This is a genomic window from Longimicrobium sp., assembly GCF_035474595.1.
GTDB lineage: Bacteria > Gemmatimonadota > Gemmatimonadetes > Longimicrobiales > Longimicrobiaceae > Longimicrobium.
The window spans coordinates 44560-70660 of sequence record NZ_DATIND010000083.1; the positions used below are offsets into that span (position 1 = coordinate 44560).

General features: G+C 71.2%; 17 protein-coding genes. 9 read left to right on the forward strand and 8 right to left on the reverse strand.

Translation table 11 applies throughout. The features are described 5' to 3' along the window. Positions 1–38: 38 nt before the first annotated feature. Positions 39–1283, reverse strand: a complete 1245-nt coding sequence (locus VLK66_RS14535; protein ID WP_325310159.1) for an amidohydrolase family protein — start codon at positions 1281–1283, stop codon at positions 39–41. Between the two features lie 342 nt (positions 1284–1625). Here VLK66_RS14535 and VLK66_RS14540 point away from each other — a divergent pair, with 342 nt between their 5' ends. The 3 genes from VLK66_RS14540 to VLK66_RS14550 all read left to right on the forward strand — a co-directional run bounded on the left by VLK66_RS14540 (position 1626) and on the right by VLK66_RS14550 (position 4519). Next, complete coding sequence (locus VLK66_RS14540; RefSeq protein ID WP_325310160.1) at positions 1626–2834, forward strand: hypothetical protein; 1209 nt, start codon at positions 1626–1628, stop codon at positions 2832–2834. Next, the gene (locus tag VLK66_RS14545; RefSeq protein ID WP_325310161.1) at positions 2834–4048 is read left to right on the forward strand and encodes a hypothetical protein; all 1215 of its coding nucleotides are present in this window, start codon (positions 2834–2836) and stop codon (positions 4046–4048) included. Before VLK66_RS14540 ends, VLK66_RS14545 begins: the two co-directional genes overlap by 1 nt. A gap of 228 nt (positions 4049–4276) precedes the next feature. Further along, entirely contained in the window at positions 4277–4519 is a 243-nt protein-coding gene (locus tag VLK66_RS14550; RefSeq protein ID WP_325310162.1) for a YggT family protein, read from the forward strand. Between the two features lie 174 nt (positions 4520–4693). Here VLK66_RS14550 and VLK66_RS14555 read toward each other — a convergent pair whose 3' ends face one another. Together VLK66_RS14555 and VLK66_RS14560 are read right to left on the reverse strand one after the other, a co-directional pair. Next, positions 4694–5623 (reverse strand): bifunctional helix-turn-helix transcriptional regulator/GNAT family N-acetyltransferase, encoded by a 930-nt coding sequence (locus VLK66_RS14555; RefSeq protein ID WP_325310163.1) that lies wholly within the window; start codon positions 5621–5623, stop codon positions 4694–4696. A 182-nt stretch (positions 5624–5805) separates the two neighbouring features. Beyond that, entirely contained in the window at positions 5806–7137 is a 1332-nt protein-coding gene (locus tag VLK66_RS14560) for a glycoside hydrolase family 10 protein (RefSeq protein ID WP_325310164.1), read from the reverse strand. 150 nt (positions 7138–7287) lie between these two features. On the opposite strand from VLK66_RS14560, the gene VLK66_RS14565 reads away from it, so the two are divergent. After that, positions 7288–8304 (forward strand): DUF72 domain-containing protein, encoded by a 1017-nt coding sequence (locus VLK66_RS14565; RefSeq protein ID WP_325310165.1) that lies wholly within the window; start codon positions 7288–7290, stop codon positions 8302–8304. 247 nt (positions 8305–8551) lie between these two features. On the opposite strand, the gene VLK66_RS14570 is transcribed toward VLK66_RS14565, so the two are convergent. After that, entirely contained in the window at positions 8552–9430 is an 879-nt protein-coding gene (locus tag VLK66_RS14570) for an SH3 domain-containing protein (protein WP_325310166.1), read from the reverse strand. A 355-nt stretch (positions 9431–9785) separates the two neighbouring features. On the opposite strand from VLK66_RS14570, the gene gcvT reads away from it, so the two are divergent. Further along, the gene (gene gcvT / locus VLK66_RS14575) at positions 9786–10904 is read left to right on the forward strand and encodes a glycine cleavage system aminomethyltransferase GcvT (RefSeq protein WP_325310167.1); all 1119 of its coding nucleotides are present in this window, start codon (positions 9786–9788) and stop codon (positions 10902–10904) included. A gap of 194 nt (positions 10905–11098) precedes the next feature. Further along, complete coding sequence (locus VLK66_RS14580) at positions 11099–15124, forward strand: amino acid adenylation domain-containing protein (protein WP_325310168.1); 4026 nt, start codon at positions 11099–11101, stop codon at positions 15122–15124. A 506-nt stretch (positions 15125–15630) separates the two neighbouring features. On the opposite strand, the gene VLK66_RS14585 is transcribed toward VLK66_RS14580, so the two are convergent. The 3 genes from VLK66_RS14585 to VLK66_RS14595 all read right to left on the reverse strand — a co-directional run bounded on the left by VLK66_RS14585 (position 15631) and on the right by VLK66_RS14595 (position 19952). After that, entirely contained in the window at positions 15631–16350 is a 720-nt protein-coding gene (locus VLK66_RS14585) for a hypothetical protein (protein WP_325310169.1), read from the reverse strand. Positions 16351–16886: 536 nt separating this feature from the next. After that, positions 16887–18617, reverse strand: a complete 1731-nt coding sequence (locus VLK66_RS14590; RefSeq protein WP_325310170.1) for a lamin tail domain-containing protein — start codon at positions 18615–18617, stop codon at positions 16887–16889. A 282-nt stretch (positions 18618–18899) separates the two neighbouring features. After that, positions 18900–19952 (reverse strand): porin, encoded by a 1053-nt coding sequence (locus VLK66_RS14595; protein ID WP_325310171.1) that lies wholly within the window; start codon positions 19950–19952, stop codon positions 18900–18902. 129 nt (positions 19953–20081) lie between these two features. Here VLK66_RS14595 and VLK66_RS14600 point away from each other — a divergent pair, with 129 nt between their 5' ends. Further along, positions 20082–20636 carry a GNAT family N-acetyltransferase gene (locus VLK66_RS14600; protein ID WP_325310172.1) on the forward strand — a complete coding sequence of 185 codons (555 nt, stop codon included), beginning with the start codon at positions 20082–20084 and terminating at the stop codon, positions 20634–20636. A gap of 140 nt (positions 20637–20776) precedes the next feature. On the opposite strand, the gene VLK66_RS14605 is transcribed toward VLK66_RS14600, so the two are convergent. Then, positions 20777–21784 carry a hypothetical protein gene (locus VLK66_RS14605; protein WP_325310173.1) on the reverse strand — a complete coding sequence of 336 codons (1008 nt, stop codon included), beginning with the start codon at positions 21782–21784 and terminating at the stop codon, positions 20777–20779. A gap of 184 nt (positions 21785–21968) precedes the next feature. On the opposite strand from VLK66_RS14605, the gene VLK66_RS14610 reads away from it, so the two are divergent. Both VLK66_RS14610 and VLK66_RS14615 read left to right on the forward strand, forming a co-directional pair. Next, positions 21969–24359: a TonB-dependent receptor gene (locus VLK66_RS14610; RefSeq protein ID WP_325310174.1), complete on the forward strand. Its 2391-nt coding sequence runs from the start codon at positions 21969–21971 to the stop codon at positions 24357–24359. 156 nt (positions 24360–24515) lie between these two features. Next, positions 24516–26090: an N-6 DNA methylase gene (locus tag VLK66_RS14615; protein ID WP_325310175.1), complete on the forward strand. Its 1575-nt coding sequence runs from the start codon at positions 24516–24518 to the stop codon at positions 26088–26090. Positions 26091–26101: the final 11 nt, after the last annotated feature.

Genomic DNA, 26101 nt, shown 5'->3' on the forward strand with positions numbered 1-26101 from the left:
ACCAGGAAGCCGCCCTTCACGGAGGCTGTCACCGCCGCTCACCGCAGGTATGGCGCGACGTTGCCGGCGATGATGCGGAACTCGGCCTCGGTGAGCGGGAGCATGCCGTGGAACGCGCCCCACGACTGGCGCAGCGGCGGGTTGCCGCCCCAGCCGCCGTCCGAGCCCCAGAGGATGCGCCGCGGGCCGATCTGCCGGATGCGGCGCACCAGCTGCTCGAGCTCCCGGTCCGGGCTGGTGATGGTCACGTTCGAGGCCACGTCGAAGTACAGGTTGCGGGTGCGCGGGTCGCCCGCGGCCACGGCCTCGGCCAGCGGCGCCATCGCGGCGTCGGCCTCGTAGCCGGGGCCCGCGTCGGTCATGTGCGCCACCTGCACCACCACGTCGGGCGCCTCGGGAAGGATCTGCTCCAGGAAGATCCGCGAATGCGCGGCGCCGTACGACGGGTCGCGCGTCCACAGGTGCGCCACGATGGGCATCCCCAGGCGGTTGGCCGCGCGGAACACCTCGCGCACCCTGGCCACGTGCTCGGGGTTCAGCACGTTCACCCCCGAGTTGCCGAAGTGCAGCTTCAGCCCGCGCATGTGCAGGTCGCGCGAGCAGCGCTCCATCTCCCGCACCGCGTACTCCTTCAGCGGGTTCACGCCGCAGAACGCCACCAGCCGGTCCGGATACCGCGCCACCTCGCGCGCCGTCCAGTCGTTCTCCGCCCGCACCTTCCCGTACTCGTCGTCCACCGGCGGCGCCAGCGGGCTCCCCCACGAGTAGCCGAGCGAGAGCACCACCGCGCGCCGCACTCCGGCCGCGTCCATCTGCGCGATCAGCTGGTCCGCCGTCACCTGCGATGGCGTGGCGTCGGCCGGGAAGGTGGCCGTCTCCGCGGCGACGCGCCACGCGCCGTAGTCGCCCTTCCGCAGCGCGAGCAGCACCTGGCCGAAGTGCCACGGCCGCCCCTCCACCGGCCGCGTGTAGTAGCCCGCCACGTGCGCCGCGGAGCCCTGCACCGCAACCGAAACGGGGGTGATGGTGTACGGCCGCGCGAACAATCGCGCCATGAACGATGCCGCGGTGGAGCCACGCAGCCAGCGCCCGCTCTCCGGATCGAGGACGACGGCGTCCGGCGCGTAGACCCGCGCCAGCGCGAGCGAGTCGTTCCACGCGGCCGCCCGGCCCGCCAGCACGCGCGCCAGCTCCGCGGGAACGTCCACGGCGGGGAGCTGCGACCGGGCCGCGGACCGCGCCGCGAGCGCGGGACTCAGCAGGTGCTGGTGATGTGCCACCACGGGCCGGATCGCCTCCGTGGCCGCCCCGGGCGCGGCGGACGGCGGCGGCGCATTCCCCGCTTGCTGCGGAGCGCACCCGATCGCCGCGAACGCGAGCAGATACGACGCGCTTTTGCGAATCATCGATCGCATGTCGCTGGGGCGATGGGGAAGGAGATGGAATCGGGTCGGGATGAAGATAGCGGCGCTCCCGCGATGCGACACGCCGCCATCCATCGTCTTCGTCCCGGTTCGATCCACCTGCCGGGGATCGGACGATGACGGGTTCGCACCGCGGGAGCGGATGACGTAGTTTGGGGCGGAGCGCCCGGTGCGCTCCTTTCTTTTCGTATCCGTAGCCAGATGATGCTGACCGCAGCCCTCGCGCTCGCCCTGGCGGCGGCGCCCGACACCTCGCACGCGCGGCCGCCCGACGCGGCGCAGGACGCGCCCGCCGTGACCGTGCACCGACAGCCGGCGCTCCCCACGGTGGCGCTGCGCCTTTCCATCCAGGCCGACGACCCGCCGGGGTACGCGGGCGCGGGGCACCTCTTCCAGCACCTCCTTCTCCCCACGCTCGAGGACCAGGTGGCGCGGGTGGGCGGGCGCGTGCAGGCCATCCGCGGCTCCGACGCCATCGTCTACACCGTGGTCGGCCCGGCGTCCGAGCTGGACTACCTCGCCGGCATCCTGCGCTCCACGCTCCGCGCGCCGGCCACCCCCGCGCCGGGGATGCTGGCCGCGCTCGGCGCGCTCTCCGGCGAGCGCGCGGCCGAGCGCGAGACGGCGCCGCAGTACGTCCGCGCCGCGCTGCGCGCCCGGCTCTTCCCCGCCGACCTTCCCGCGGCAGGGACGGACGAGGCCGCCGCGCGGCTGGCGTCGGCGCCGCTGGACGAGGTGTGGAGCGAGATCTACCGCCCCGACCGCGTCTCCATCGTGGCGGTGGGCGACGTGCAGCTGGACGCGGTGCGCCGCGCCTTCCGCTCGCTCCCGCCGCCGGCGTCGCGCGGGCCGGCGTTCCTGCCGGAGGACACCGTCCCCTCGTTCGAGGCCGACACCCCGCAGGCCACGCGCGGGTGGATCGGCTCGGCGTGGGCGGCCACCGACGCCGACCCGGCGGCCCTCTCCGTCACCGCGCGCCTCCTCCGCTCGTACCTGCGGCGGCGGATGACCCGCTCGTCGGTGGACGTGGAGCACTGGTGGACGCACCACGGGCAGGCGCTGGCCCTGGTCGTCGCCACGCCGGACTCGCTCGTTCCCGCCGCGCGTCGCACCGTCGACGGTGCGCTCACGACGCTCGCGGGGAACGTGGACGCGGATGCGGTGCGCGACGCGGCGGCATCGGTGCGGCGCGACCTGCTCTTCCTCTCCCGCTCGCCCGAGCGGATGGCGGAGCTGATCGGCGAGTTCGCGGACCGTGGCGCGGGCGGCGACGGGGTGCAGCAGTTCTACGCCGAGCTGGGCGAGGTGACGGAGGACGACGTGCGCCGCGTGCTGGAGTCGCTCGGCGCGGCGGACCCGGCGAAGGTGTACGTGCCGCCGCAGCGCATCCCCGCCGCGCAGCGCCGCTGATGACGAGCCTCCGCATCTTCCGCGCGGCCGCCGGCGCCGCGCTGGCGCTGGTCGCGCTCGCGGGCCCCACCTGGGCGCAGGACCGCATCTTCGTGCGCACCGAGCCGGGGACGCCCGTGGTCGCCGTGCAGGTGCTGGTCGGCGTCGGCTCGGCGGACGAGCCCGAGGGGCAGGCGGGGATCTCGTACCTGGCCGCGCGCGCGGTGACCGATCCCGCGCGCGGCGTGCTGGACTCGCTGGGCGCGCACCTGGACGTGGACCCGCAGAAGGACGGCGTGGGCTTCACCCTCACCGCCGCGCCCGACGCCTGGGCCGAGGCCACGCGCGTGCTGATGGTGGCGCTCTTCCGCGACCCCGTCGACAGCGCGGCCACGGTGCGGCAGCGCTCGGCCATCGTGCGCGAGCTGGGCGCGCGCGAGTCCAGCCCCGCCGACGCGCTGGAGCGCGAGCGCGAGAAGGCGGTCTACGGCGCGGACCACCCGTGGGGGCGCCCCGCGGTGGGCACGCCGGCCGCCGTGGGCCGCATCCGCGTGTCGCAGGTGGACGCCTTCCTGCGCGGCCAGTTCACCCCGGAGCGCACCGTCGTGGCCGTGGTCGGCCCGGTGTCGGAGGACGAGGTGCGCGAGGTGCTGGCGCCGCACATGCCGCCCGGCGAGCTGCGCGGCGACAGCGTGCCGCCCCCCGCGCCGGCCGAGAGCGCGGTGCACGCGGACTACAACTCCATCACCACCTGGGTGTCGGCCACCTGGCGCTTCGGGCCGGACGCCGACGTCGAGGCGCTGCGGATGCTGGCGCACCTGGCGCTGGACCGCGTGAGCTTCGGGCCCAGCCGGCGCTCCGTCTACAACAGCCGCGCCGAGGTCGTGCAGTACGCCGGCGGCGGCGAGGTGCGGCTGACGGTGGTCATCCCGCCGCGCGAGGCCGAGCAGTGGGCCGGGCAGCTGCGGCAGGCGGTGGGCGACTACGCGGACCAGGCGCTCTCGCCCGGCGTGTTCAACGACCGGCTGCGGCGCTACCGCGGCGAGCGGCTGCTGGAGCTGGACCTTCCCGAGGCGCGCGCGGCGCAGATGGCCCGCTCGGCGCTGCTGGGCGACCGCACCGCCACGCTGGTGGACTTCACCCGCCTGACCCCGCAGCGCTTGCAGGACGCCGCGAAGGGGCTGGAGCCGCCCATCGTCGTCTTCCTCGGCCCCGGCGGCGACCAGGGCGCGTAACAAAACCGCCGCTGCTCCCGTAGGGGGGATTCACGGGCAGGGGAAATCGCCCGGGGTGGCGCGAGCGGAGATGCCGGACAGGGAGTCCGCGAAGGCGGACTTCGGGCCGTTGTTGCCGCGATTTCAATCGCCCTTCAATCCACACTGAGCCTCCCCCCGCCGGGCTCGGCCATCGGGGGTGATGCGGCATCCGGCACAATCGGCGATGACAACGAACGGAGGTGGATCGTGGGATGGTACGTTCTTTACCAGCTGCTCAGCATCGTCGAGCTGCTGATTGTGGCGCGGGTGATTTTGTCGTGGGTGGCCAGCCCGGTGAGCCGCAACCCGTTCGTGCAGTTCGTGCGCGGCGTCACGGATCCCATCCTGTCGCCCATCCGCTCCGTCCTGCCGCGCACGGGGATGTTCGACCTGTCGCCCATGATCGCGCTGTTCGCCATCTACCTGATCCAGCAGATGATCGCGCGGTGACGGAGCGTCGTGCCCGATTCGGGGATCGATCGCGCAACCCGGAGGCGCACGTGCGGTCTCGCCTATGGATCCTTCGGCCTGCGAGCGCTCGCGCGGAGGCAAATTACAGTGTGGCCGGCCTCAGGATGACGTCTCTCCGTGCGTTTGTGATGCGGGTGATTGCCAAGTCCGGCGTCACAGCTCCAGCTCCCAGGTCTCGGCGATGAGGGGAAGGCCCCAGTGGTCGTTCTCCTCCTCCTGCACCATCCGGAACCCGGCGCGCGCGTAGATCCGCCGCGCCACCAGCAGCACGCTGTTGGTCCACAGCACCAGCTTGCGGTACCCCGCCTCCCGCGCGAAGCGGATGCACTCGTCCACCAGGCGGTGCCCCAGCCCCACCCCCCGCGCCGACGGCTCCACCAGCAGCAGCCGCAGCTTCGCCACGTCTTCCGACATCCGGGTGCAGAAGACGGAGCCCACGATCTCCCCCTCGCGCTCGGCGATCCAGGCGCGCTCGCGGCCGGGCTGGAATTCGTCGATGAAGCCGGCCGCCACGCGCGCCACCAGCGCCTCGAAGCGCTCGTCCCACCCGTACTCCCGCCAGTAGAGCACGCCGTGGCGGTGGACGATCCATCCCATGTCGCCCGGCCGGTGCTCGCGCAGGGTGATGGGCGCGTCCGCGCGGCCGCCCAGCAGCCGCTCCACCCGCTGCAGCGCGCCGACCAGCGAGCGGCGGTCGTCCTCCGCAAGCGGCCGCAGCATCTCCGCGATCTCCCCCTCGGCCGCGGCGTTCAGGCGCGCGAACTCCTCGCGCCCGGCGCCGGTCAGCGACAGGTGCGCCTGCCGCGCGTCCTTCTCCGACGGCGTGCGGGAGACGAGCCCACGCTCCTGAAAGCGGGTGAGGATGCGGCTGAGGTACCCCGCGTCCAGCGCCAGCCGCTCCCCCAGCTCCGACGCGGTGATGCGGTCCTGGTGCGCGACTTCGTACATCACTCGCACCTCGGTAAGCGTGTACTGCGTCTGGAGATGCCCCTCCCCCAGCGCGCCCACCCTCCGCGTGTAGAAGCGGTTGAAGCGCCGCATCGCCGCGATCTGTGCCTCCATCTCGGCCGGATCCATCGCCATCTCCCTGTCTCGGTGAATGCGTGACAATTCTGAGATAAGGAGGATGATTGACGGAGTCAACTATTCTCGTGTGGGGAAGGCGCCTGAGGCCGCAGTAACAACGACGGAAAGCCTCGCAAACCACGCGAGGCTTCGGTGCTTCGAGGGCGGACGCAGGGTGCGCGTCGCCCTCGAATCGCTATTCAGATCTGCGGGGTGAGCCAGTCCATGCGGGGGACGCGGGCGGGCTCGCGGAACGGGCCCTCGCCCAGGCGCCGCCAGAGGCCGCTTTCGGCGACGGTGCTGTAGAAGTAGAACGAGAACCCGTTCACCCCCAGCTCGCGCCCGATGCGGATCTGCTTCTCGACCTCGGCGTAGCCCAGGCCCGCGAGGATGCCGGCGTAGACGTGGCGGCCGGTGGGGCGCATCCCCGCCACGTGGTCGCGCACCATGCACATCCAGTCGGGGTTGGGCTCCGCGCCGGGGCGGCGGCGCAGGTAGGTGCACGGCTGGTCGGCCACGTAGAAGTAGGTCATCGGCACGGCCACGTCCAGGTAGCCGTCGCGCGCCCACGTCCAGGTGTCCTGGAAGAAGTCCGCCGAGCCGCTGGACGAGGGCCAGCCGAAGCGCGCGCGGTCGTAGATGGGCCACACCGCCGCCGAGAGCGGCACCGGGCGCACCGCGCGGATGCTGTCGTGCACCTCGCGCACGGTGCGGTCCACCAGCTCGCGGCGGAAGCGCGACCACCCCGCCGGGTCGGCCGACGGGTCGCGCCCGAACTCGGCCAGGCTTGCCGAATCCCACCCGAACTCCGGGCCGGGGTAGCGGATGCGGTCCAGGTGCACGCCGTCCACCGCGTAGCGGCGCACCACGTCTGCGGCCACGCGCGCCAGGTGCGTCCGCACCCCCGCGTAGCCGGGGGAGAGGAAGACGTACTCCTCGTCGTTCGGGCACGCCTGCGGCGCTCCGCGCCGCGTGCGCATGGCCCACTCGGGGTGCGCGATCAGCTCGTGGTCGGGGTTCCCCGGCAGGCTGGGCGTCAGCCCGCGGCAGAGGCTTCCCGACTGCGAATCCCACCCCGACAGCGCGTTCAGCCACGCGTGCAGCTGCAGCCCGCGCGCGTGCGCCTCGCGGACGGCCACCTCCAGCGGGTCCCACCCCGGCTGGCCGCCCAGACGGCCGCAGAGCCGCGCCGAGCACGGGTCCAGCTCCGAGCGGTAGCGCGCGTCCGACGGCCCGCGCACCTGGAAGTACACGATGTTGAAGTGCGCGCGGCTGGCGATCTCCATCACCTGCGCGATCGTCTCGGCCGAGCCGTAGTCCCACCGGTTCACCCACAGCGCGCGCGCCTCCTCGGGCGGCTCCCGGTGCTTCGGCGCGGCGGCGGCCGGACGTGCGGCGAACGCGGAGGCGAGCGCCGGGATCCGCGCGTCCGCCGGCGCGGCGGCGTGGCGGATGCCGGGACGCGCTCCGGCAGCGCCCAGCAGGAGCGCGGGAACGGCCGCCAGCAGGCCGATGCTGCGTGTGCTGATCATCCTTCTCGAATCTCCCGGACTACGGATTCTTGAGATGCGCGGAACAAGGCATCTCCCGGACTTCGTCGAGCTTTGTTTTTCGGGTGCCGGGGTTTACCCGCGGGGGCGATGGGTGGTCCCCCGGTCCGGACCTTGCGCCGCCCGGGCGGCATGATCCGCTACGGGCCGGCCGGGTTCCAGTACAAGGACTGGGAGGGAATCGTGTATCCCACCTCCCGCCCGAAGGGTTTCGACCCGCTGGGGTACCTGGCGCACTACTTCGACACGATCGAGATCAACTCCACCTTCTACGGCCCCGCGCGGGCGACCACGGCGGAGAGCTGGGCGCGGCGGGTGGCGCACAACCCCGATTTCCGCTTCACCGCCAAGCTCTACCAGCGCTTCACGCACAAGCGCACCTCCGCGTGGACGCAGGCCGAGGTGGACGAGGTGCGCGCCGGCTTCGACCCGCTGATGGAGCGGGGGAAGCTCGGCGCCGTCCTTCTCCAGTTCCCCTGGTCGTTCCGCCGCACGGACGAGAACCGCGAGTGGGTGGCGGACGTGGTGGGCACCTTCGGCCAGTACCCGCTGGTGCTGGAGGTGCGGCACGAGAGCTGGAACGTGGCGGCGTTCTACGAGGAGCTGATGGAGCGGGGGATCGGGTTCGTGAACATCGACCAGCCGCTCTTCCACGACTCCATCAAGCCCAGCGCGGTCGCGACCTCGCGCGTGGGGTATGTGCGCGTGCACGGCCGCAACTTCCAGGACTGGTTTCGCAAGGACGCGGGCCGCGACGCGCGCTACAACTATCTGTATCCCCCGCACGAGCTGCAGCCGTGGGCGGCGCGGACACAGGAGCTGGCGCGGGAGCCCGCGACGGACGACGTGTTCGTCGTCACCAACAACCACTATCGCGGCAAGGCCGTCGCCAACGCGCTGATGCTGCAGGCGATGGTCGAGGGGAAGCCCGCCCCCGCCCCGCCCCCGCTCTTCGACGAGTACGGCGAGGCGCTTGCGGATTTCGCCGTCCCCGAGGAATTCGCCACGGACGAGCGGAACGATGGGGATGACGAAGACCTCCCCGAAAAACCCGCGCCGGCGAAGAAGAAAACCTCCGCGGCGAAGAAGAAGACGGCCACGCCGAAGAAGAAGACGTCCGCGAGGAAGAACAAGAGCGCCCAACCGTGACCGCGCGATTCCTCGCCATTGAAGGGCGAATGGAATTCGCGGCAACAACGGCCCGAAGTCCGCCTTCGCGGACTCCCTCCCCGGCATTGCCGCGGCGCACCGGCTTCGCTCAATGCTGGCTGGATTTCCGGGCCCCGAGGATGTGTCCCAGACGCGCGAATACATCCTCGCGAGTCCGCGAAGGCGGACTTCGGGCCGTTGTTGCCGCGGTTTCAACCGCCTTTCGCGATCGCTGCGCCCCGGCGAATCAGACCCCCGCGGTCGCCGGTGCGGGCTGCAGGAACTGCGCGGCCACCCATCCGGTCACGTCCGCGACACCGTTCACCGTTCCCTGCGCGCGCACCTGCTTCCACCCGCCCTGGTCGGCCAGCGCGGTGACCACGGTGCCCTTCGGCAGCGGGCTTCCGGCCACCGCCGCGTTCGACGCCGCCGGGCCGCTGCGGATGTTCAGCGTGGTGGCCACGATGAAGCTCGCGCCGCCCGCGGCCGGGGCCGGCTGCGGCGCGGGCCCGGTCTGCGGAAGCGCCGGCACGCCGCCGGGAACGGCCGCGATCACGCTGTCGCGCAGCACCTTCTCCAGCTTCGTCGCGTACCCGGCGATGCGCTGCGCCTGGTCCATCCCGTTGATGATCTTGCGGGCGTTCACGTAGTCGCAGCCGGCATCGTTGATGAAGCGGCCGAGCCTGGCGCCGGTGAACGATCCGTTGCGCATCCCGTACGACATGATCTGGTAGGCGATGTCCGCGTCCAGCGCCAGCTGGGGCTCGTACAGCAGCCGGTTCTTCAGGAAGCTGCCGAACTGCCGGTAGTTCCAGTCCCACGTGAGCTGCACGTAGCCGCGGCCGTAGTACACGTTGGTGAACTGCTTCCCGGCCGGATCCGTCACCGTGACCGGGTTGCCGTACTTGCGCCCCTTCCCCTTCCCGAACTCCTCGATCGGCTTCCAGCGGTCGGCGCACTCGTGCTTCACCGTGGCCAGCATGTAGGCCAGCCAGCGGATGTCGCTGATCTGGGCATCGGCCTCGGCGGCGGCCAGGATCTCGTTCAGCCCGTCGGTCTGCGCCTGCGTGGGCGCGCCGAACGCGGCCGTGTACGAGGCGATGAACTTCGCGCGGTCGAATCTCATGGGAGTGCGGGGGGTTGGATGATGGAGATGGAGATGCGGGGCGGGGTGGGGAACCCGCGCGTGCGCCGGGCGGCGCTGATGCAAAGCTAATCCCCACAACCCGTTCGCGCCACCGGGAGCAAACATCGGAAGCGGACGACGACGTTGATTCCGCGTTCTCGCTTCCTCCAGCGATCGTTGAACTCACGCGAGCCGCGGAGACGCGGAGGTGCAGGGCGAACGCCTCCGCGTCTCCGCGTCTCCGCGTGAGATCCAGCGATGCCTGGAGACGCTGGAACGTGGCTCGCGTCCGCCATCCCCGGGTGTTAGCTTGGCCGCCCGGATCCGCATCTCCCAACCCGCGATTGCTTGAACGATGGCCGACGCGACGCAGACCCTTCAGCGCACCCCGCTCCACGCCGAGCACCTGCGCCTGAACGCGAAGATGGTCCCCTTCGCCGGCTACGAGATGCCGGTGCAGTACCCCAGCGGGATCACCGCCGAGCACAACGCAGTGAGGAGCGCCGCCGGCCTGTTCGACGTGTCGCACATGGGCGAGTTCGAGGTGCGCGGGCGGCGCGCGCTGGACTTCGTGCAGCACATCACCACCAACGACGCGTCGCGGCTCGCCGTGGGGCAGGCGCAGTACAGCACCATGGTGAACGAGCAGGGGATGGTGATCGACGACCTGCTGGTCTACCGCTTTCCCGGGCACTACATGCTGGTGGTGAACGGCGCCAACCGGCACAAGGACTGGGACTGGGCCCGCCGCTGGGCCGCCGAGATCGGCGCCGAGCTGGAGGACAGGACCGACGACATCGCCCTGCTGGCGCTGCAGGGCCCGAAGGCGCCGGAGATCCTGGCGCGGCTGACGGAGACGGATCTGGACGCGATCCGCTACTACCACTTCGAGGAGGGGCTGGTGGACCGCGTTCCCGCCATCATCAGCCGCACCGGCTACACCGGCGAGGACGGCTTCGAGCTGTACGTTCCCGCCGCCCAGGCCGCCGCGCTCTGGCGCAAGCTGCTGGAGACCGGCGCCGCGGACGGGCTGATCGCCACCGGCCTGGGAAGCCGCGACTCGCTGCGGCTGGAGATGGGGATGGCGCTGTACGGCAACGACCTGGACGACGGCCACACTCCGCTGGAGGGCGGCCTGGGCTGGGTCACGAAGCTGGACAAGGGAGATTTCGTCGGGCGCGAGGCGCTGGCGCGGCAGAAGGAGGCCGGCGTCAAGCGGCGGCTCGTCGGCTTCCGCCTGAAGGAGCGCGGCTTCCCCCGCCCGCACTACACGGTGACGTTCAACGGCCAGACGGTGGGCGAGGTCACCAGCGGCACGCTCAGCCCCACGCTGGGCGAGGGGATCGGGATGGCGTACGTCCCGCCGGAAGCCGCCAAGCCGGGGACGGAGATCGGCATCGTCATCCGCGACCGCGCCGTCCCCGCCGAGGTGGTGAAGCCCCCGTTCCACACGAAGGGCACCGTCAAGCGCTGATCGCGCACCACTGCCAATCGAATCGCCGCCGCGCCGAACCATCCGCGGGGCGGCGACTCGTTGCTGTTGAAGCCTCGCGCAGTTTGCGAGGCTTTCCGTGGTTGTTGCCGCGACTTCAGCCGCCTTTCAACCCCGCCGCGCGAGAGTTATCGTTCCACGCATCCCCCACCGCGCCCCGCCCTGCCCCGCTCCGAATGACCGACCTGCACGACCGCCTCGGCGCGCTGTCGCCGGCCAAGCGCGCGCTCCTCGAACGGCTGCGCATGGCGCCCGCGGCCGCCGAGCCGATCCCGCGCATCGCCGGGGCGGCGGCGCCGCTCAGCGCGGAGCAGCGGCGGCTCTGGTATCTCCTGCAGCTCGCGCCGCATCGCCCCATCTACACCATCCCCATAGGGTTCCGCCTGCGCGGGCCCGTCGATGTGGATGCGCTGATGGGCGCCTTGCGCGACGTGGTCGCCCACCACGAGGCGCTGCGCACGGCGTTCCGCGAGAGCGCGGGCATTCCCGTGCAGGTGGTGGGCGACGGGGCGGCGTTCGAGCCGCGCGTCCTGGACCTCCGCGGCGACGAGTGGGCGGAGAGCGAGGCCAACTACCAGATGGACGACTTCGCCCGGCGCACCTTCGACCTTGCCCGCGGCGACACCTTCCACGCGCTCCTGGTCCGCGAGGGCGACGCGGACTTCCGCCTCCTCCTCGGCCTCCATCACCTGGCCGCGGACGGCTGGTCCACCGGCGTGCTGCTGCGCGACCTGAGCGCCTTCTACGCCGCCCGCCTCCGCGGCACGGCGGCCGATCTCCCCGCCCTGCCGCTGCGCTTCCGCGACTGGGCGGCGTGGCAGCAGCGTCCGGACGCGCCGCATCCGGCGAAGGAGGAGGCGTACTGGCGCGGCCAGCTCGACGGCACCCGCCACGTGCTGGAGATCCCTCCCGACCGCACGCGTCCCCCCGTGCAGGCGTGGGACGGGGAGAAGTGGACCTTCGACATCCCCGCGGACGTGACCGCCGCCGTCCGCGCGCTGGCCCGAAGGGAGGGCGCCACGCCCTTCGCCGTCGCCGCCGCCGCGTTCGCGCTCCTGCTCTCGCGCTACGCGGGCGAGGAGGACCTGCTGATCGGCACCCTCCTGGCCAACCGTCCGCGACCGGAGCTGGAGGCCATCGCCGGCTTCTTCGCCAACACGCTGCCGCTGCGCATCGGGCTGGAGGGCGACCCCACCGCGGCCGGGCTGGTGCGCCGCGCGCACGTGGCCGCCGTCGGTGCGCAGGAGCACGCCGCGCTCCCGTTCGACCGCATCGTGGAGATCGCCGGCGTGCGGCGCGACTTCAGCCGGGCGCCGCTGGTGCAGGCGGTGCTCACCTGGGCCGACGCGCCGGCCTCCTCGCTCGCGCTCCCCGGCGTCGCCGTCGAGCCGCTGCACCTGGATTCGCTCACCGCGATCTTCGACCTCACGCTGGCCGTTGAGGATCGCGGCGACCACCTCGGCGCGGCCTTCCAGTTCTCCACCGCGCTCTTCCATCCGCTCACCATCCGCCGCATGGCCACGCACCTCGAGGCGGCGCTGGGAACGCTGGCGATGCAGCCCGACCGGCCCGTCTCCGAGATCCGCCTGGCGTGGGCGTCGGAGCTGCGCACGGTGGAGCGGTGGAGCGCCGCGCCCCCCGCCGCGCCCGCGGAGCTCTGCATCCCCCAGCTGGTGGAGCGCCAGGCGGCGGCGTCACCGGAGCGGACGGCGCTGGTGTGGGAGGATGAGCGAGTCTCGTACGCGGAGCTGAACCGGCGCGCGAACCGCATCGCCCACGGGCTGCGCGGGATGGGGATCGGGCCCGAGTCGCGCGTCGCCGTCTGCCTGGAGCGCACGCCGCTGTTGATCGCGGCGATGCTGGGGGTGATGAAGGCGGGCGCGGCGTACGTCCCGCTGGATCCGGCGCATCCCTCCGCGCGGCACCACGCCGTGCTCCGCCTCTCCGGCGCGCGGATCGCCCTCGGCGGCGGGGCGGCGCGCGCGTCGTTCGGGGGGAGGGAGGGCGTGCGGGTGATCGACCCCGCATCGCTGGACGGCGGGTGCGACGGCGATCCATTCCCCATCTCCCTCCCCGAAAACCTGGCGTACGTCATCTTCACCTCCGGGTCCACGGGCGGCCCCAAGGGGGTGGAGATCGAGCACCGCTCCGCCGTGGCCATGCTGGAGTGGATGCGCGGGCTGCTGACGGACGAGGAGCGCGCGGGGGTGCTGGGATCGACCTCGGTCACCTTCGACGTCTCCATCGCGGAGATCTGGGGGACGCTTGTCTGGGGCGGCACGCTGGTGCTGGTGGAGAACGCGCTTTCGGTTATCCCCCCCGCCGCCCCGCCCGTCCTGGCCGCCGCGATGGTGCCCACCGCCGCCGCGGAGCTGCTGCGCGAGGAGCGCTTTCCGCCGCACGTGCGGACGGTCCTCCTGGGCGGCGAGCCGGTGCCGCTGCCGCTGGTGCGCGAGCTCCACTCCGTCCCCGCCGTGCAGCGCGTGCTGAATCTGTACGGGCCGACGGAAGACACGACGTACACGACGTGCGCCGTCCTGGACTCGCTGGACGAGCGGGTGTTCGTGGGGAAGCCGATCACCGGTGGCCGGTTGTACGTGCTGGACCTGCTCCTTCGGCACGCGGGGGCGATGATTCCCGGCGAGGTGTGGACAGCCGGCGCCGGTGTGGCGCGCGGCTACGCGGCCCGCCCCGCGCTCACCGCCGAGCGCTTCCGCCCCGACCCGTACGGGGCGCCGGGCTCGCGCATGTACCGCACGCTGGACCGCGGGCGCTGGCGGGAAGACGGACAGCTCGACTACCTGGGCCGCGCCGACGCGCAGGTGAAGGTGCGCGGCTACCGCATCGAGCTGGAGGAGGTGGAGCAGGCGCTCGCCGCGCATCCAGCGGTGGCCGAGGCGGCGGCGACGGCGCGCGGGGAGACGGGCGCGGGGCGGCGGCTGGTCGCCTACGCCGTCTTCGCGGGCGGGGACAAGCCTTCCGCGGCGGAGCTGCGCGCGTGGATGCGCGAGCGGGTGCCGGAGTACATGGTTCCCGCCGCGTTCGTGTGGACGGACGCGCTCCCGCGCACCGGGAGCGGCAAGCTGGACCGCCGCGCGCTCCCCGAGTACGACGGCGAGGGCGCCGTGCCGCAGTCCGAGTACGTCCCGCCGCGCAACGAGGTGGAGGTGCGGCTGGCGGAGATCTGGGCGCAGGTGCTGGACGTGGAGCGCGTGGGCGTGCACGACGACTTCTTCGATCTGGGCGGCCAGTCGATCCTGGCCATGCGCCTGGTGGCCCGCGTCCGCGAGGCGCTGGGGACCGACGTTGCCGTGGCCGAGCTGCTGCAGGCGCCGACGCTGGCCGAGATGGCGCAGGCCGTGGGCGGGCGGCGCGACGCGGTGCGGCTGCCGCTGGTGCCGCTGCAGACCTTCGGCGAGCGCCCGCCGCTCTTCCTGGCGCACCCCGCCGGCGGCCACGTGGTCTGCTACCGCGGCCTGGCGGTGCTGCTGGCCACGGAGCAGCCCGTCTACGCGCTGCAGCCGCTGGGCGTGCAGCGCGGGGAGACGCCGATCGCGGCGATCGAGGAGATGGCGGCGTACTACGTGGCGGCGATCCGGGAGATGCGGCCGCGCGGGCCGTACCGGCTGGGCGGCTGGTCGTTCGGCGGCGTGGTGGCGTGGGAGATGGCGCAGCAGCTGGCCGCCGCGGGCGAGGAGGTGGACGTGCTGGCCCTCTTCGACACCGCGCCGCACACGCCCGAGACGATCCGCATGGACCCCGGCGACCCGGCCGAGGTGGTGTGGCACACGGTCGCCGGCGTGGCGGGATACGGCGCCGCCGCGCGGGTGGACGTGGACGATCTGCGCGCGTACGAGGGGCGCGAGCAGGTGCGGCAGATGATCGTGCGCATGGCCGCGCCGGTGCTGCTGGACGAGTCGCGCGTCGACGACATCCTGGCGCTCACGCGGCTGCGCGCCTCCAACCTCCTCGCGCAGACGGCCTACACGCCGCGGCCGTACCCCGGCGCGCTGACCTACTTCCAGACCACGGGAAGCGAGAACGAGCGCGGCCACTCCGACGGCCACGAGTTCTGGAGCGCGCTGGCGCTGGGCGGCACCGCCACCCACCACGTGGGCGGCACCCACGGCACCATCCTCAACGAGCCCTACGTCAACGCGCTCGCCGAGGTCCTGCTGGAGATGGGAGAAAAGAAGAGCTGACGGATCCTCGAGAGATGGCTCTCCAATCCTCCCCCTCAGACGTCATCCTGAGGCCGGCCACGCCAGAACCGGCGTCCACACAAGATTTTGCAGGCCGAAGGATCTATCGCCGATCCAGCACGTCAACCTCGGAATCGCGCCGTGACTGCATCGCACAAGCATGGGCGCGGTTCCCGGACGGACCGTGCTGCCGCGCCCACAGATCCTTCGGCCTGCAAGGTGTGGTGTTGATTCCAGTTGCGGTGTGGCCGGCCTCAGGATGACGTCGGGGTGGGTGCAGTGCGGGGTGCGCCGGGGCGGATCAAAGGCGGGCTGCCTCCGCAGCACGGAACCGGCTTCCGATCCGAACAGCCTCGCACGGTTTGCGAGGCTTCCCGTGGTTGTTGCTGCGGATTCAGCCGCCGGTGCGGAAGCCAGGTGCCAAGCCGAATCACATCCCCCGACAACAAAACGGCCCGGCCGCCGAAGAGGGCGGCCGGGCCGTCGCGTTCACGCGGTGGCGCCGCTCAGCAGCGGTTCAGGTCGCGCGTGACCGAGGCGATGTTGATGCCGGCGACCTGGGTGTTGAACAAGTCGCTCATGCCGCGGGCGGCGATGTCCACGTGGTTGCCGTAGTAGTCGCTGGCCACGCTGTCCTGGAAGGCGATGACCGACGACTTGCTCACCGCGATCACCGGCTTGCCCACCGTGGCGCTGTCCTTCAGTACGCCGTCCACGCGGGTGTTGGTGGCCAGCGCGTCCTTCATGGCCAGCACCAGGTCGCCCTGCACCGAGATGCGGCGCGCCGCCCACTTGTTCCCGTTGCCGTCCTGCACGATCACCTGCACCGTCGTCCCAGCGGCGTCGGTGAACTTGTACGACGCCTTCAGCACCGTGGCCAGCCCGGTGCCGGTGCGGCTGGTGTTGGTGATCACCCGCTGCAGGTACCTGGTGGTGGTGCCCTTCTCCAGCGCGGGAATGGTCACGTCGGTCGACGCGCCCAGCACCACGGCCATCATCTTGTGCAGCGTCACGCCCGGGTCGCGCCCGCCGCTGAGCGACGCGCGCAGCGTGTTCGACACCGCGGTGTGCGTCTCGTCGCTGGCGGTGGCGCTCTCGCCGCAGGCGGCCAGCACGGCGGGAATGGCCGACGCGGCCACGGCGGTCGCGGCGGCCTTGCCCAGGAACTGGCGGCGGCTGGCGGGGCGGTCCATCACTTCGGGAAGGGAATCGGTCCTCTCGCTCATGGGGTCCTCCATGGGAGTGGGATGTTTGCCGGGAGATGCGGCGCGCACGCCGCGGTTGCCCGGCGCGATCGGAATGCTGCTGCGGATGAACGCGAATCCCGGGTGGGGGATGCCGCCGCGGACCGGGGTCCGGGCGGCTGGAGCCGCGTTGCGTGAAGGGGACTGCGCGCGGGACGGACCGGAGGTGCCCCGCGCCTGGCCAGCGGCGCCTGACCGCGCGCCGATTCCGCCACCGGTAGCACGGTGGGGATGGCAAGTATATCTGCAACCGATTTGAAATCAAGCGTCCTTCCGTTCACCGTGCGAACACGGCCATCCCATTGAAGGAACGCCTGATTCCGGTACGCCGGCGCCATCGAACCCTTTGCGTCCTCCCCTTCTCCCGTCTCGCCTCCACCCCTCACGCACCCGCGACGGCGCGCTCCGGATGCGCATCCCCCGACCTCCCGAAATGTCACACGCGGAGACGCGGAGGCGCGGGGAGCTCCCCGCGCCTGCGCGTCTCCGCGTGAGGCTGTCCTTTTACGTCGCGCCGATCAGAACGCGGTGCCGTTCGCGTGCTTCCCGGGCGACGAGGCCAGGCTGCTGATGCTGGTGTGCAGCACGAAGGTGCCGGTGGCGCTGGCGTCCGGGCTGCGGTTCATCGACACCCCGTCCGTTCCCGCGAGCGACGACGAGTAGGCGAAGCTGTCGATCGTCGTCCCCCCGTTCTTCAGGATCACCGAGTCGCCGCCGTTGGCCAGGCTCAGCGCGCCGGTGGACGATCCCACCGCGTTCGTCACCCCGGCGGGGATGGCGGATGCGGCCGCGTAGACGACAATTGCCTTCCCCGCGGCCAGCGAGGTCCCCGCGGCGAAGGTGTGGCGCACGCCGGTGGCGTCGCTGATCGTCCACCCGCCGATCGAGGCCGCGGTGCCGCCCACGTTCACGATCTCCACGAACTCGCCGTTCACGTCGCTCCCCGCCTCGTTGGCCAGGATCTCGTTGATGATCACCTTCGCCGGCGTCGTGGACGCGGTGATGGTGAACGCCGCGTTGCTCGCGTCGCTCGTCGCGGACCCCGTGTCGGTCACGCGCACCTTCGCGTTCGTGCTGGCCGTCGCCGGCACCGTCCAGGTGAAGCTCCCCGCCGCCGCGCTGGTGCTGGAGGTGACCGCCGTCCACGTTGTGCCGCCATCCAGCGTGTAGTCGATCTTCACGTTGGCGATCCCCGACGCCGTCCAGGTGATGGCGTGGCTGCTCCCGCCCGCCCACGACTCGCCGCCGTTGGGCGAGGTGACGGTGAGCGAGGGCGCGCTGCCGCCGTAGGTGTAGCGGCTGAGCACGGGGTAGTGGTCGGAGGTGGTCGTCCCGTAGCTGGAGATGTAGGAGTCGACGCGGTAGACCTTCACCGAGCCCGCCACGTACGTCGCCGCCAGCTCGTTGGTCTCCAGCTGGTGGTCGATCATGTCCGTGAAGCTCACGGTCGAGGCGATCCCCGCGTTCGTCAGCGCCGTCGTGGGGAAGGAGTAGCGCGCCGCGTCGGCGACGAAGTTGGCGTAGGGGCTGGGCTGGCCGGCGGTGATGGAGGTGTCCACGTCGTCGTTCCAGTCGCCTACCACGATCACCTTCTGCGTGGGATAGGTGGCGTCGAGGTACGACTTCAGCGCGACCGCGGCGTTCTGGCGGCGCTGCCAGCTGGCCACGTCGTTGAACGCCTTCATGTGCAGCACGATGAAGACGATGTCCTCGCTGCCGCCGTTCAGCGTCACGTGCAGCTTCACCTCCAGCGGCGGCCGCCCGGCGAAGTCGTTGTCGTTGGCGGTGAGGATGACTTTCGCGCTCACCAGCGAGGCGGCGGCGGTCTTCCACAGCAGCGCGGGCTTCTGCTCGGTGGCCGTGTACCAGGTGGAGCCGCCGGTGACCGCCGCGTCGTTCGCCAGGATGCCGGTGTAGCCGGAAAGCGTCTTCAGCGCGTTCCACTCGGTGGCGTCCACGATCTCCACCAGCCCCCACACGTCCAGGTCGCTGCCGGTGATCACGTCCTGGGCGTTCTGCAGCTGCAGCGCGTCGTTGCTGGGCCCGTTCGACGCGTCGCCGAACCACTCCAGGTTCCAGTTGCCGATGTCGAGCGTCGCCGCCGTCCCCTGCGCGGGGATGACGACCGCCCGTGGCGCGGAGGGAGCGGGCGAGCGCGCGGGCACGGCAGACGGCGTGTCGCACGCCGCCACCCCGAATGCGAGCAGGGCGCCGAGCGAAAGGAGTTTCGAGCGGGTTGAGCGAAGCATCCTCGCACCTCGTTGGGTGATGAGAAACAGGCCGCGCGGCCGTCCCCCGGGAGGGCGGGGAGGACAGGGGATGCAGGGCCATCGGATGGGAGAGCGAGGATATACTACCGTTCCACCGCGCGTTGCGAAACGATGTCGTGTAACGAGAGGGTGAGGAGACGTGCGGGAGTGCGGGAGTGCGGGAGTGCGGGAGTGCGGGAGTGCGGGAGTGCGGGAGTGCGGGAGTGCGGGAGTGCGCTGTTACTTTCGCACTCTCGCACTCTCGCACTTTCGCACGCTCTCCTAGAACCTGACCGCGAGCGACGTCACCGCGGCCACGTCGCTGCTCTTCGGGGCACCGTGGGCCGGGAAAGTGCCGTCGTCCGCGCCGAAGAGGGCGCGGACCTCGGTGCGCCAGAGCGCCGGGCCGCGCGCCACGTCGATCCCCAGCGAGGCGCCGTTGGTGCGCAGGCCGGGGGTGAGCACGCCGTGGCGGTCGTCGTACCGCTCCACCCGGCCGTTCAGCGCCACCGTGGGCGTCAGCGCGTAGCGGCCGACCAGCGAGGCGCCGTACCACGTGTCGCCGTCCTGCGTTCCCACGTCGACGGTGGGGACGACCAGCAGCGGGCCGGCGGTGATGCGCGCGCTCAGGTCGTTCAGCACGCGCAGGTCCTGGTCGCCCGTGGCGGCGCCCGGCTCGCGCCCGACGAAGTTGGAGTACGAGACGATGACGGCAGGCGAGGCCGTCCAGTCCAGCCGGGCGCCCACCGCCTTGTCGTGGTTGTTCTCGGAGATGTTCTGCCAGCCGTTCACCACCACGAACGTGGCGGCCAGCGAGGGCGTGGCCTGCCAGCTGGCGCGCACGCCGGCCTCGTAGTACACGGAGTAGTCGGCCACCAGCGAGCGCGTGTAGGTCGGCTGGTCCATCGAGATCCATCCCTCGCTGCCGATGTGCGAAAGGAAGATCCCGGCGTCCACCCAGAGCGTGGGCGAAATCGCGACGCCGGCCCACGCCTCCTGCACGAGAGGGAGATAGTTGGGCAGCCCCGCCAGCGAGTCCGGCTCGAACGCGTAGTTCACCTGCACGCTGGTGCCGGCCTGCAGCGCCAGCCGCCCGCGCACCGTGGAGGACTGATACTTCGCCTCCACGTGCGCCAGGTTCAGGTTGAACTCGTCATGCCGCGACGCCTGCGTGGTGAACGGGCGGTCGTGCCCGGCGGGGCGGTTGAAGTCGTACGCGTAATAGCCGTCCACGAACGCGCCGAAGGTCACGTGCGCGGTGGTGTCGCCGGCCTGCGCGAGCGCGGCGGCGGGCAGGGCGAGCGCGGCCAGGCTCGCCAGGATCGGCATCTTCATCGGGAGGATCGGGACCGGGTGGGCCGGCAGGATGGGGATGGAGCGCGGACGGCGCGTATCTTACACGCGCCCCATCTCCGAAAACAGCATCATCTTTCACCCCCGTTCGAGAACAGGAGCGCGCCGGCCATGCAGGAAGGGGAGATCACGCGCACGCCGCGGCTGCTGCTGCGGCGCTTCACCCCCGCCGACGCGGCGGAGATGCACCGCATCTACAGCGACCCGGAGGTGATGCGGTTCATGGGCCCGCCCCCCGCGTCGGTCGAGGAGGAGGCCGCCAATCTCCGGGCGCACGCGCGCAACTACTACGAGCGGCTGGGCTTCGGTCTGTGGGCGGTGGTCGAGGTGGAGACGGGGGAGATGATCGGGCGGTGCGGCCTGCTGCGCTCGGAGATCGCGGGGCGGATGGAGACGGAGATCTCGTACCTGCTCGCGCGCCGCCACTGGGGCCGCGGCCTGGCGGCGGAGGCGGCGGCGGCCGTCCTGGCGCACGGATTCGCCGCGCTCGCCCTCCCCCGCATCGTCGCGGTGATCGACCCGCGCAACACCGCCTCCCGCCGCGTGGCCGAGCGCATCGGCATGACCCACGAGGGCGACGTGCCGTACAAGCAGTTCGGCATCGTCCACCTCTACGCCAAGGAAGCCGGGAAGGACCGCTCCAGCGAAGAGGCCAGGGGCGGCTGAAGCCGCAGCATCCAGCAGGCGCAGGAAAGTGATGTATCCCCCCGGGTATTGCAGTTGAAGCCTCGCGCAGTTTGCGAGGCTTTCCGTAGTTGTTGCCGCGGCGCCGCGGCTTCAGCCGCCTTTGCTGCCGCGCCTCCGCACTACTGTGTAACGATGTTGTCCATCCGCACCACCTCGAAGTCGCTCGCCTTCACGTTGCGCAGCGTGGCCAGGTCGTCGTCGCTCCAGCGCGGGTCGGGCGCGCCGGAGACGTACCACGCGCTGCCGTTGTCGGCCAGCAGCATCCCGTACGTCTTCATCGCGTTCAGGATCACCCGCACGTTCGGCGAGAAGCCCGACACGTCGAACCCCGCCTTCAGCCGCACCCGCATCCCCATGGGCGGAAGACCGGCGTCGGTGCGGCTGCTGGCCCAGTGCCGCGCGGGGGCCACGTACGCGCGGCGCGTGACCGGGCAGGTGAAGCGCAGCGCGTGGCGGATGGCCTTCTGCTCCACCACCTCGTCGTAGCGGACCAGGCCGGGGAAGATGGGAAGCCCCGCCGCGTCCGCCGACGTCCACCCGGCCGGCCGCAGCGCGTTGGACGCCAGGTCGAATACCGCGCCCGAGCCCGCGTGCCAGCTCGCGCCGCCGTTCAGCGGGTGCGCGTCGTACAGCTCGTACAGCTTCCAGTTGTCGCGGTCGATCACCAGCACGTGCCGGTCGCCCGACGAGCTCGCGCCGCCCTCGATCGGCGCGCCGGGCGGCACGGGATACGGGCCGGGATCGCTCTCGTCCGCGTAGTCGAACGTGACCGGCACCCGCGCCTGCGATCCGGCGACGACGACGTAGGGGATGCCGTTCGGCGCGCCGTCGTAGACGGTGCCGAAGTCCGGATGCAGCCCGGTCGCGGCGCTTCCGCACGCGGCGATGAGCGTGGCCGAATTCGCGTCGACGGGATCGCCGGAGACGTCGCGGTTCCACGCGTTGTCCGCCGGGAACGGGCGCTTGCCGTGCAGGCTGGCGTTCGCTCCCAGCTCCGGCACCCCCGCGCCTCCGCCGCCGTTCCCGCCCCCATCGCCGCCGCCCGGCGCGGATGGGCTGCCGCCGGAGCACGCCGCGAACGCCAGGAGCAGGGCGATGGGGAGATGGCGGAGGCGTGGAGCGGTCATCCGGACCGGCGTGGGCTCGGGTGGCGAAGGAAGCGAGGGTGGACGACGGGAATGGGATGGAAGATGCCAGCGCCGGCCGCTGCCCCACAATCCCCGCGTCACACGTTCTCTCCCGCATCGCCGCGCGGCGTTAGGTTTGTGCGCGCCCGGCCTCCGGCAACCGCTTCCCCGGTAGATGATGGCGATGCGACCGATCTCCACCGCTGTCGCGGTTCTCCTCTGCGTGCTCGCGGCGCTGCTCGTGCCCGCGGGGCTGTCCGCGCAGGGGACGGGATCGCTGGCCGGGCGCGTGGTTTCCGCGGCGGGCGAGCCGGTGGGGGACGCGGTGGTGACGGCGCGGGGCGCGGCCGGCGGCGAGCGGCGGGCGCGCTCGGCGGCGGACGGATCGTGGCGGATCGCGCGGCTCGCGGCGGGGCGATGGACGGTGCGGGCCACGCGCGTCGGCCTCGCGTCCGCGGAGCAGGCGGTGGACGTGGCCGCCGGCGCGGAGGCCGCGGTGACGCTGCGGATGGCCGAGGCGGACGTGTCGCTCGCGCCCATCGAGGCTATCAGCCGCCGTGACGCCGAGCGCGAGCGCACCCGCTTCGAGAGCGAGGCCGGCATCACCACGCGCGTCATCACCAGCCAGGACATCAAGCTCCTCCCCGGCCTGGGCGAGGCGGACGTCATGCGCGCGGTCGAGGTGCTCCCCGGCGTCGTCAACACCTCGGACTTCTCCAGCGCCTTCAACGTCCGCGGCGGCTCGGCGGACCAGAATCTCGTCCTCCTCGACGGCTTTCCCATCTTCAACCCCTTCCACCTGGGCGGCCTGTTCTCCGTCTTCAACTCCGACGCGGTGGCGCGCGCCGAGCTCCTTTCCGGCGGCTTCGGCGCGGAGTACGGCGGGCGCGTCTCCTCGGTGCTGAACGTGGAGACGAAGCCCGGCGGCGGGGCCGACGAGTTCGGGGTGGAGATGGGCATCTCCCTGCTGGCCAGCCGCGTGAGCGTGCACGGCAACCTCCCACGCGCCGTTCGCGGCGCGCTGGGCGGAGATGGCGGGGGATGGCTGGTCTCCGCGCGGCGCTCGTACTTCGACGTGGTGCTGCGGCCGGTGACGGACTTCCCCTATTACCTCACCGACCTGCAGGGCTCGGCCACGCTGGGCACGCGCGGCGGCGGCCGCCTGCGCCTGGTGGCCTACACGGGCGAGGACGTGCTCGACCTCTCCGACTTCAATCCCCCCGGGCAGGGCGACGATTCCACCAGCGTGCTGCGCATCCGCTGGAACTGGGGGAACGCGGTGGCCGGCGCACGGCTGGAGCAGCCGCTGGGCGCGTGGGTGACGACCGTGTCGCTCGGCATCACCCACTACGCCGAGGCGCTGGGCTTCACCGACTTTCCCGACACGCGCTTCTCGTCGCACATCGGCCAGCTCACCGCGCGCGCCGACGCCGCGCGGCCAATCGGTCAGCGGCTGACGGTGAAGGCGGGGGGCGAGGTGACGCGGATGGGGTACCACAACACCGGCGAGGCGGGCGGCACCACCTTCTTCTCCGGCCGCCGCAGCGGGGTGATGACGGGTGCCTTCGCGCAGCTGCGCTGGCAGCCGGACAGCGCGTGGATACTGGAGCCCGGCCTCCGCGCGGACGCCTGGCGCTCGGGCGCGAGCACCCGCATGTACGCGTCGCCGCGCTTCGCGGTGAAGCGCTTCTTCGGCGCCGGGCGCGACGGCGCGGTGAAGCTGGCGGTGGGCCGCTACGTGCAGTTCGTGCACTCGCTGCGCGACGAGCAGCTCCCGGTGAGCAACGACTACTGGGTGACGAGCGACGAGAACGTCCCGGCGGTCGTGAGCGACCAGGGGCAGCTGGGCGTGGAGAAGTACTGGGGGCAGCGCTGGTACGCGTCGGCCGAGGCGTACTATCGCCGGTACCTGGGGGTCACGGACCTGAACGCGGCGGACGATCCCAACGATTCCACCGACGACCTGCTGACGGGGCGCGGCTACTCGTACGGCGCCGACCTGATGGTGCGGCGCACGCAGGGGCGGCTTACGGGGTGGATGACGCTGTCGCTGCTGAAGGCGAGCCGCACCTTTCCCGATCCGCTGCACCTGGACCTGGAGGGCCGCCCGCGGACGCAGACCTTCGCGCCCGTGTTCGACCGCCGCGTGGACCTGGACGTGGTCGGCGAGTATCGGCTGCCGGGAAGGATCGAGGCGGGGCTGCGGCTGAACTTCGGGACGGGGATCCCGTTCACGCGGCCCACGGCGGCGTACGTGGGGTTCGAGACCGACCCCATCAGCGGCGGCTACCGCGTTCCCCGCCCCGTGGGCGACGACCCGGAGACGCCCGTCTTCATCGTCCCCGGCCAGCGCAACGCGCAGCGGTACCCGGCCTACTCGCGCCTGGACCTCACCTTCCGCCGCACGTACACGCACCGCTGGGGCACGCTCACCCCGTACCTGCAGGTGCTGAACGCCACCAACCGCAAGAACGTGCTGTTCTACTTCTACAACTTCGACCACACCCCCGCGACAAGAAGCGGCGTCAGCATGTTCCCGGTGCTCCCGACGATCGGCGTGGAGGCGGCGTTTTAGCGGCCGACTGTGACGTATGTGGCAAGTCAGCTGGAGGGTGGCAGATCCCCGCGCGCAAGTGTATACTTCGGGTAATCATCGGTAACGGTTTTCCTCGGCCTCGAGACGCGAACAGCTGATATGACGTTGTCCGCCTCCCGCACGATTTCGGAATCGATGCTGGCCGGCATCGCGGGCTTGCTGGGGGCAGCCGACGTGGCTGGTTTCTCCGGGGCCGAGCGAGATCTGGTGGCTGCAGCAGATCCGACGCTGGATTTTTGGGGCGACGATCTCCGAGAGCAGATCATCCGCGGTGAAGACCCGCTGGGAAGCGCCTTCTCGCGGTTGCGCACGCCCGCGGAACGCCGTCCGCTGGGAGCGACGTATACGCCACAGCCGCTGGTCCGCTGGATGCTGGACTGGTCTGCTGCGGATGAGCATCCAACTCGCGTAGTCGACCCGGGCGTCGGCTCCGCCCGCTTCCTGCTGGAAGCAGGACGCAGGTTTCCACATGCTCATCTGATCGGCATCGAAATCGATCCACTCGCAGCGTTGATTGCGCGCGCGAATCTCGCAGTGGCCGGTCTCGCGAGCCGTGCACAGGTCCTTGTTTGCGACTACAGAGCGTTACGCCTGCCTTCTGTGAACGGGGCGACCCTGTTCGTTGGAAATCCCCCTTATGTGCGGCATCACCTCATCGGGCAGCAGTGGAAGAGCTGGCTTACCGACAACGCCCGGGCGTTGAAGCTGAACGCCAGCCAGCTGGCGGGCCTGCACGTCCACTTCTTTTTGGCCACAGCGCTGCACGCCCGTCCGGGCGACACAGGAACATTCATCACGGCCGCTGAGTGGCTCGATGTGAACTACGGGCGGCTCGTTCGCGAATTGTTCGTAGGCCCTCTGGGGGGTCGGGATCTGGTTGTGTTGGAACCTACGGCGCAACCGTTCCCCGACGCTGCCACTACCGCGGCGGTGACTACCTTCACTGTCGGAAGCCGCAGTCGTTCGATCAATGTCAGCCGTGCGACAGCAATCGACGATCTAAGCCCAATTGGAGAAGGGCAACCGGTTCACCGTGACCGGTTCGCAACGGCGGACCGTTGGAGTCATCTTACACGGGCCCCTCGCGAACTTCCTGCTGATTTCGTAGAACTGGGCGAGCTTTGCCGCGTTCACCGCGGCTCGGTAACTGGGGCGAACAAGGTTTGGATAGCAGGCGACCATAGCACCGGACTCCCAACCTCGGTGTTGTTTCCTTCCATAACGCGCGCCAAAGAACTGTTCAGCGCAGGAAACATCTTGGACGATAACAGCCGGTTGCGCTGCGTGATCGACCTGCCGGTAGAACTCGACGTATTTGATGCTTCCACACGAGTTGCAGTCGAGCGCTTCCTGAAGCGGGCGAAGTACTTAGGTGCTGATCGTGGGTACATTGCGACCCATCGGAAGGCCTGGTGGTCAATCGGCCTGCGGCAACCCCCTCCCGTGATGGCGACTTACATGGCCCGGCGTCCTCCTGCATTCGTACGAAATCGGGCTGCTGCACGATACATCAACATCGCGCATGGCCTTTATCCACGTGAGGCGATGCCGGAAGCTGTGTTGATGAACCTTGTGCGGTACCTTCGAACCGCTACATGCACGTCGGAGGGACGGACGTATTCGGGGGGGCTTACCAAATTCGAGCCGCGTGAGATGGAAAGGATCCTCGTCCCGCATCCGGAGATGCTCGCCGCCGGAGACTTCGGATGATTCCTGGACCA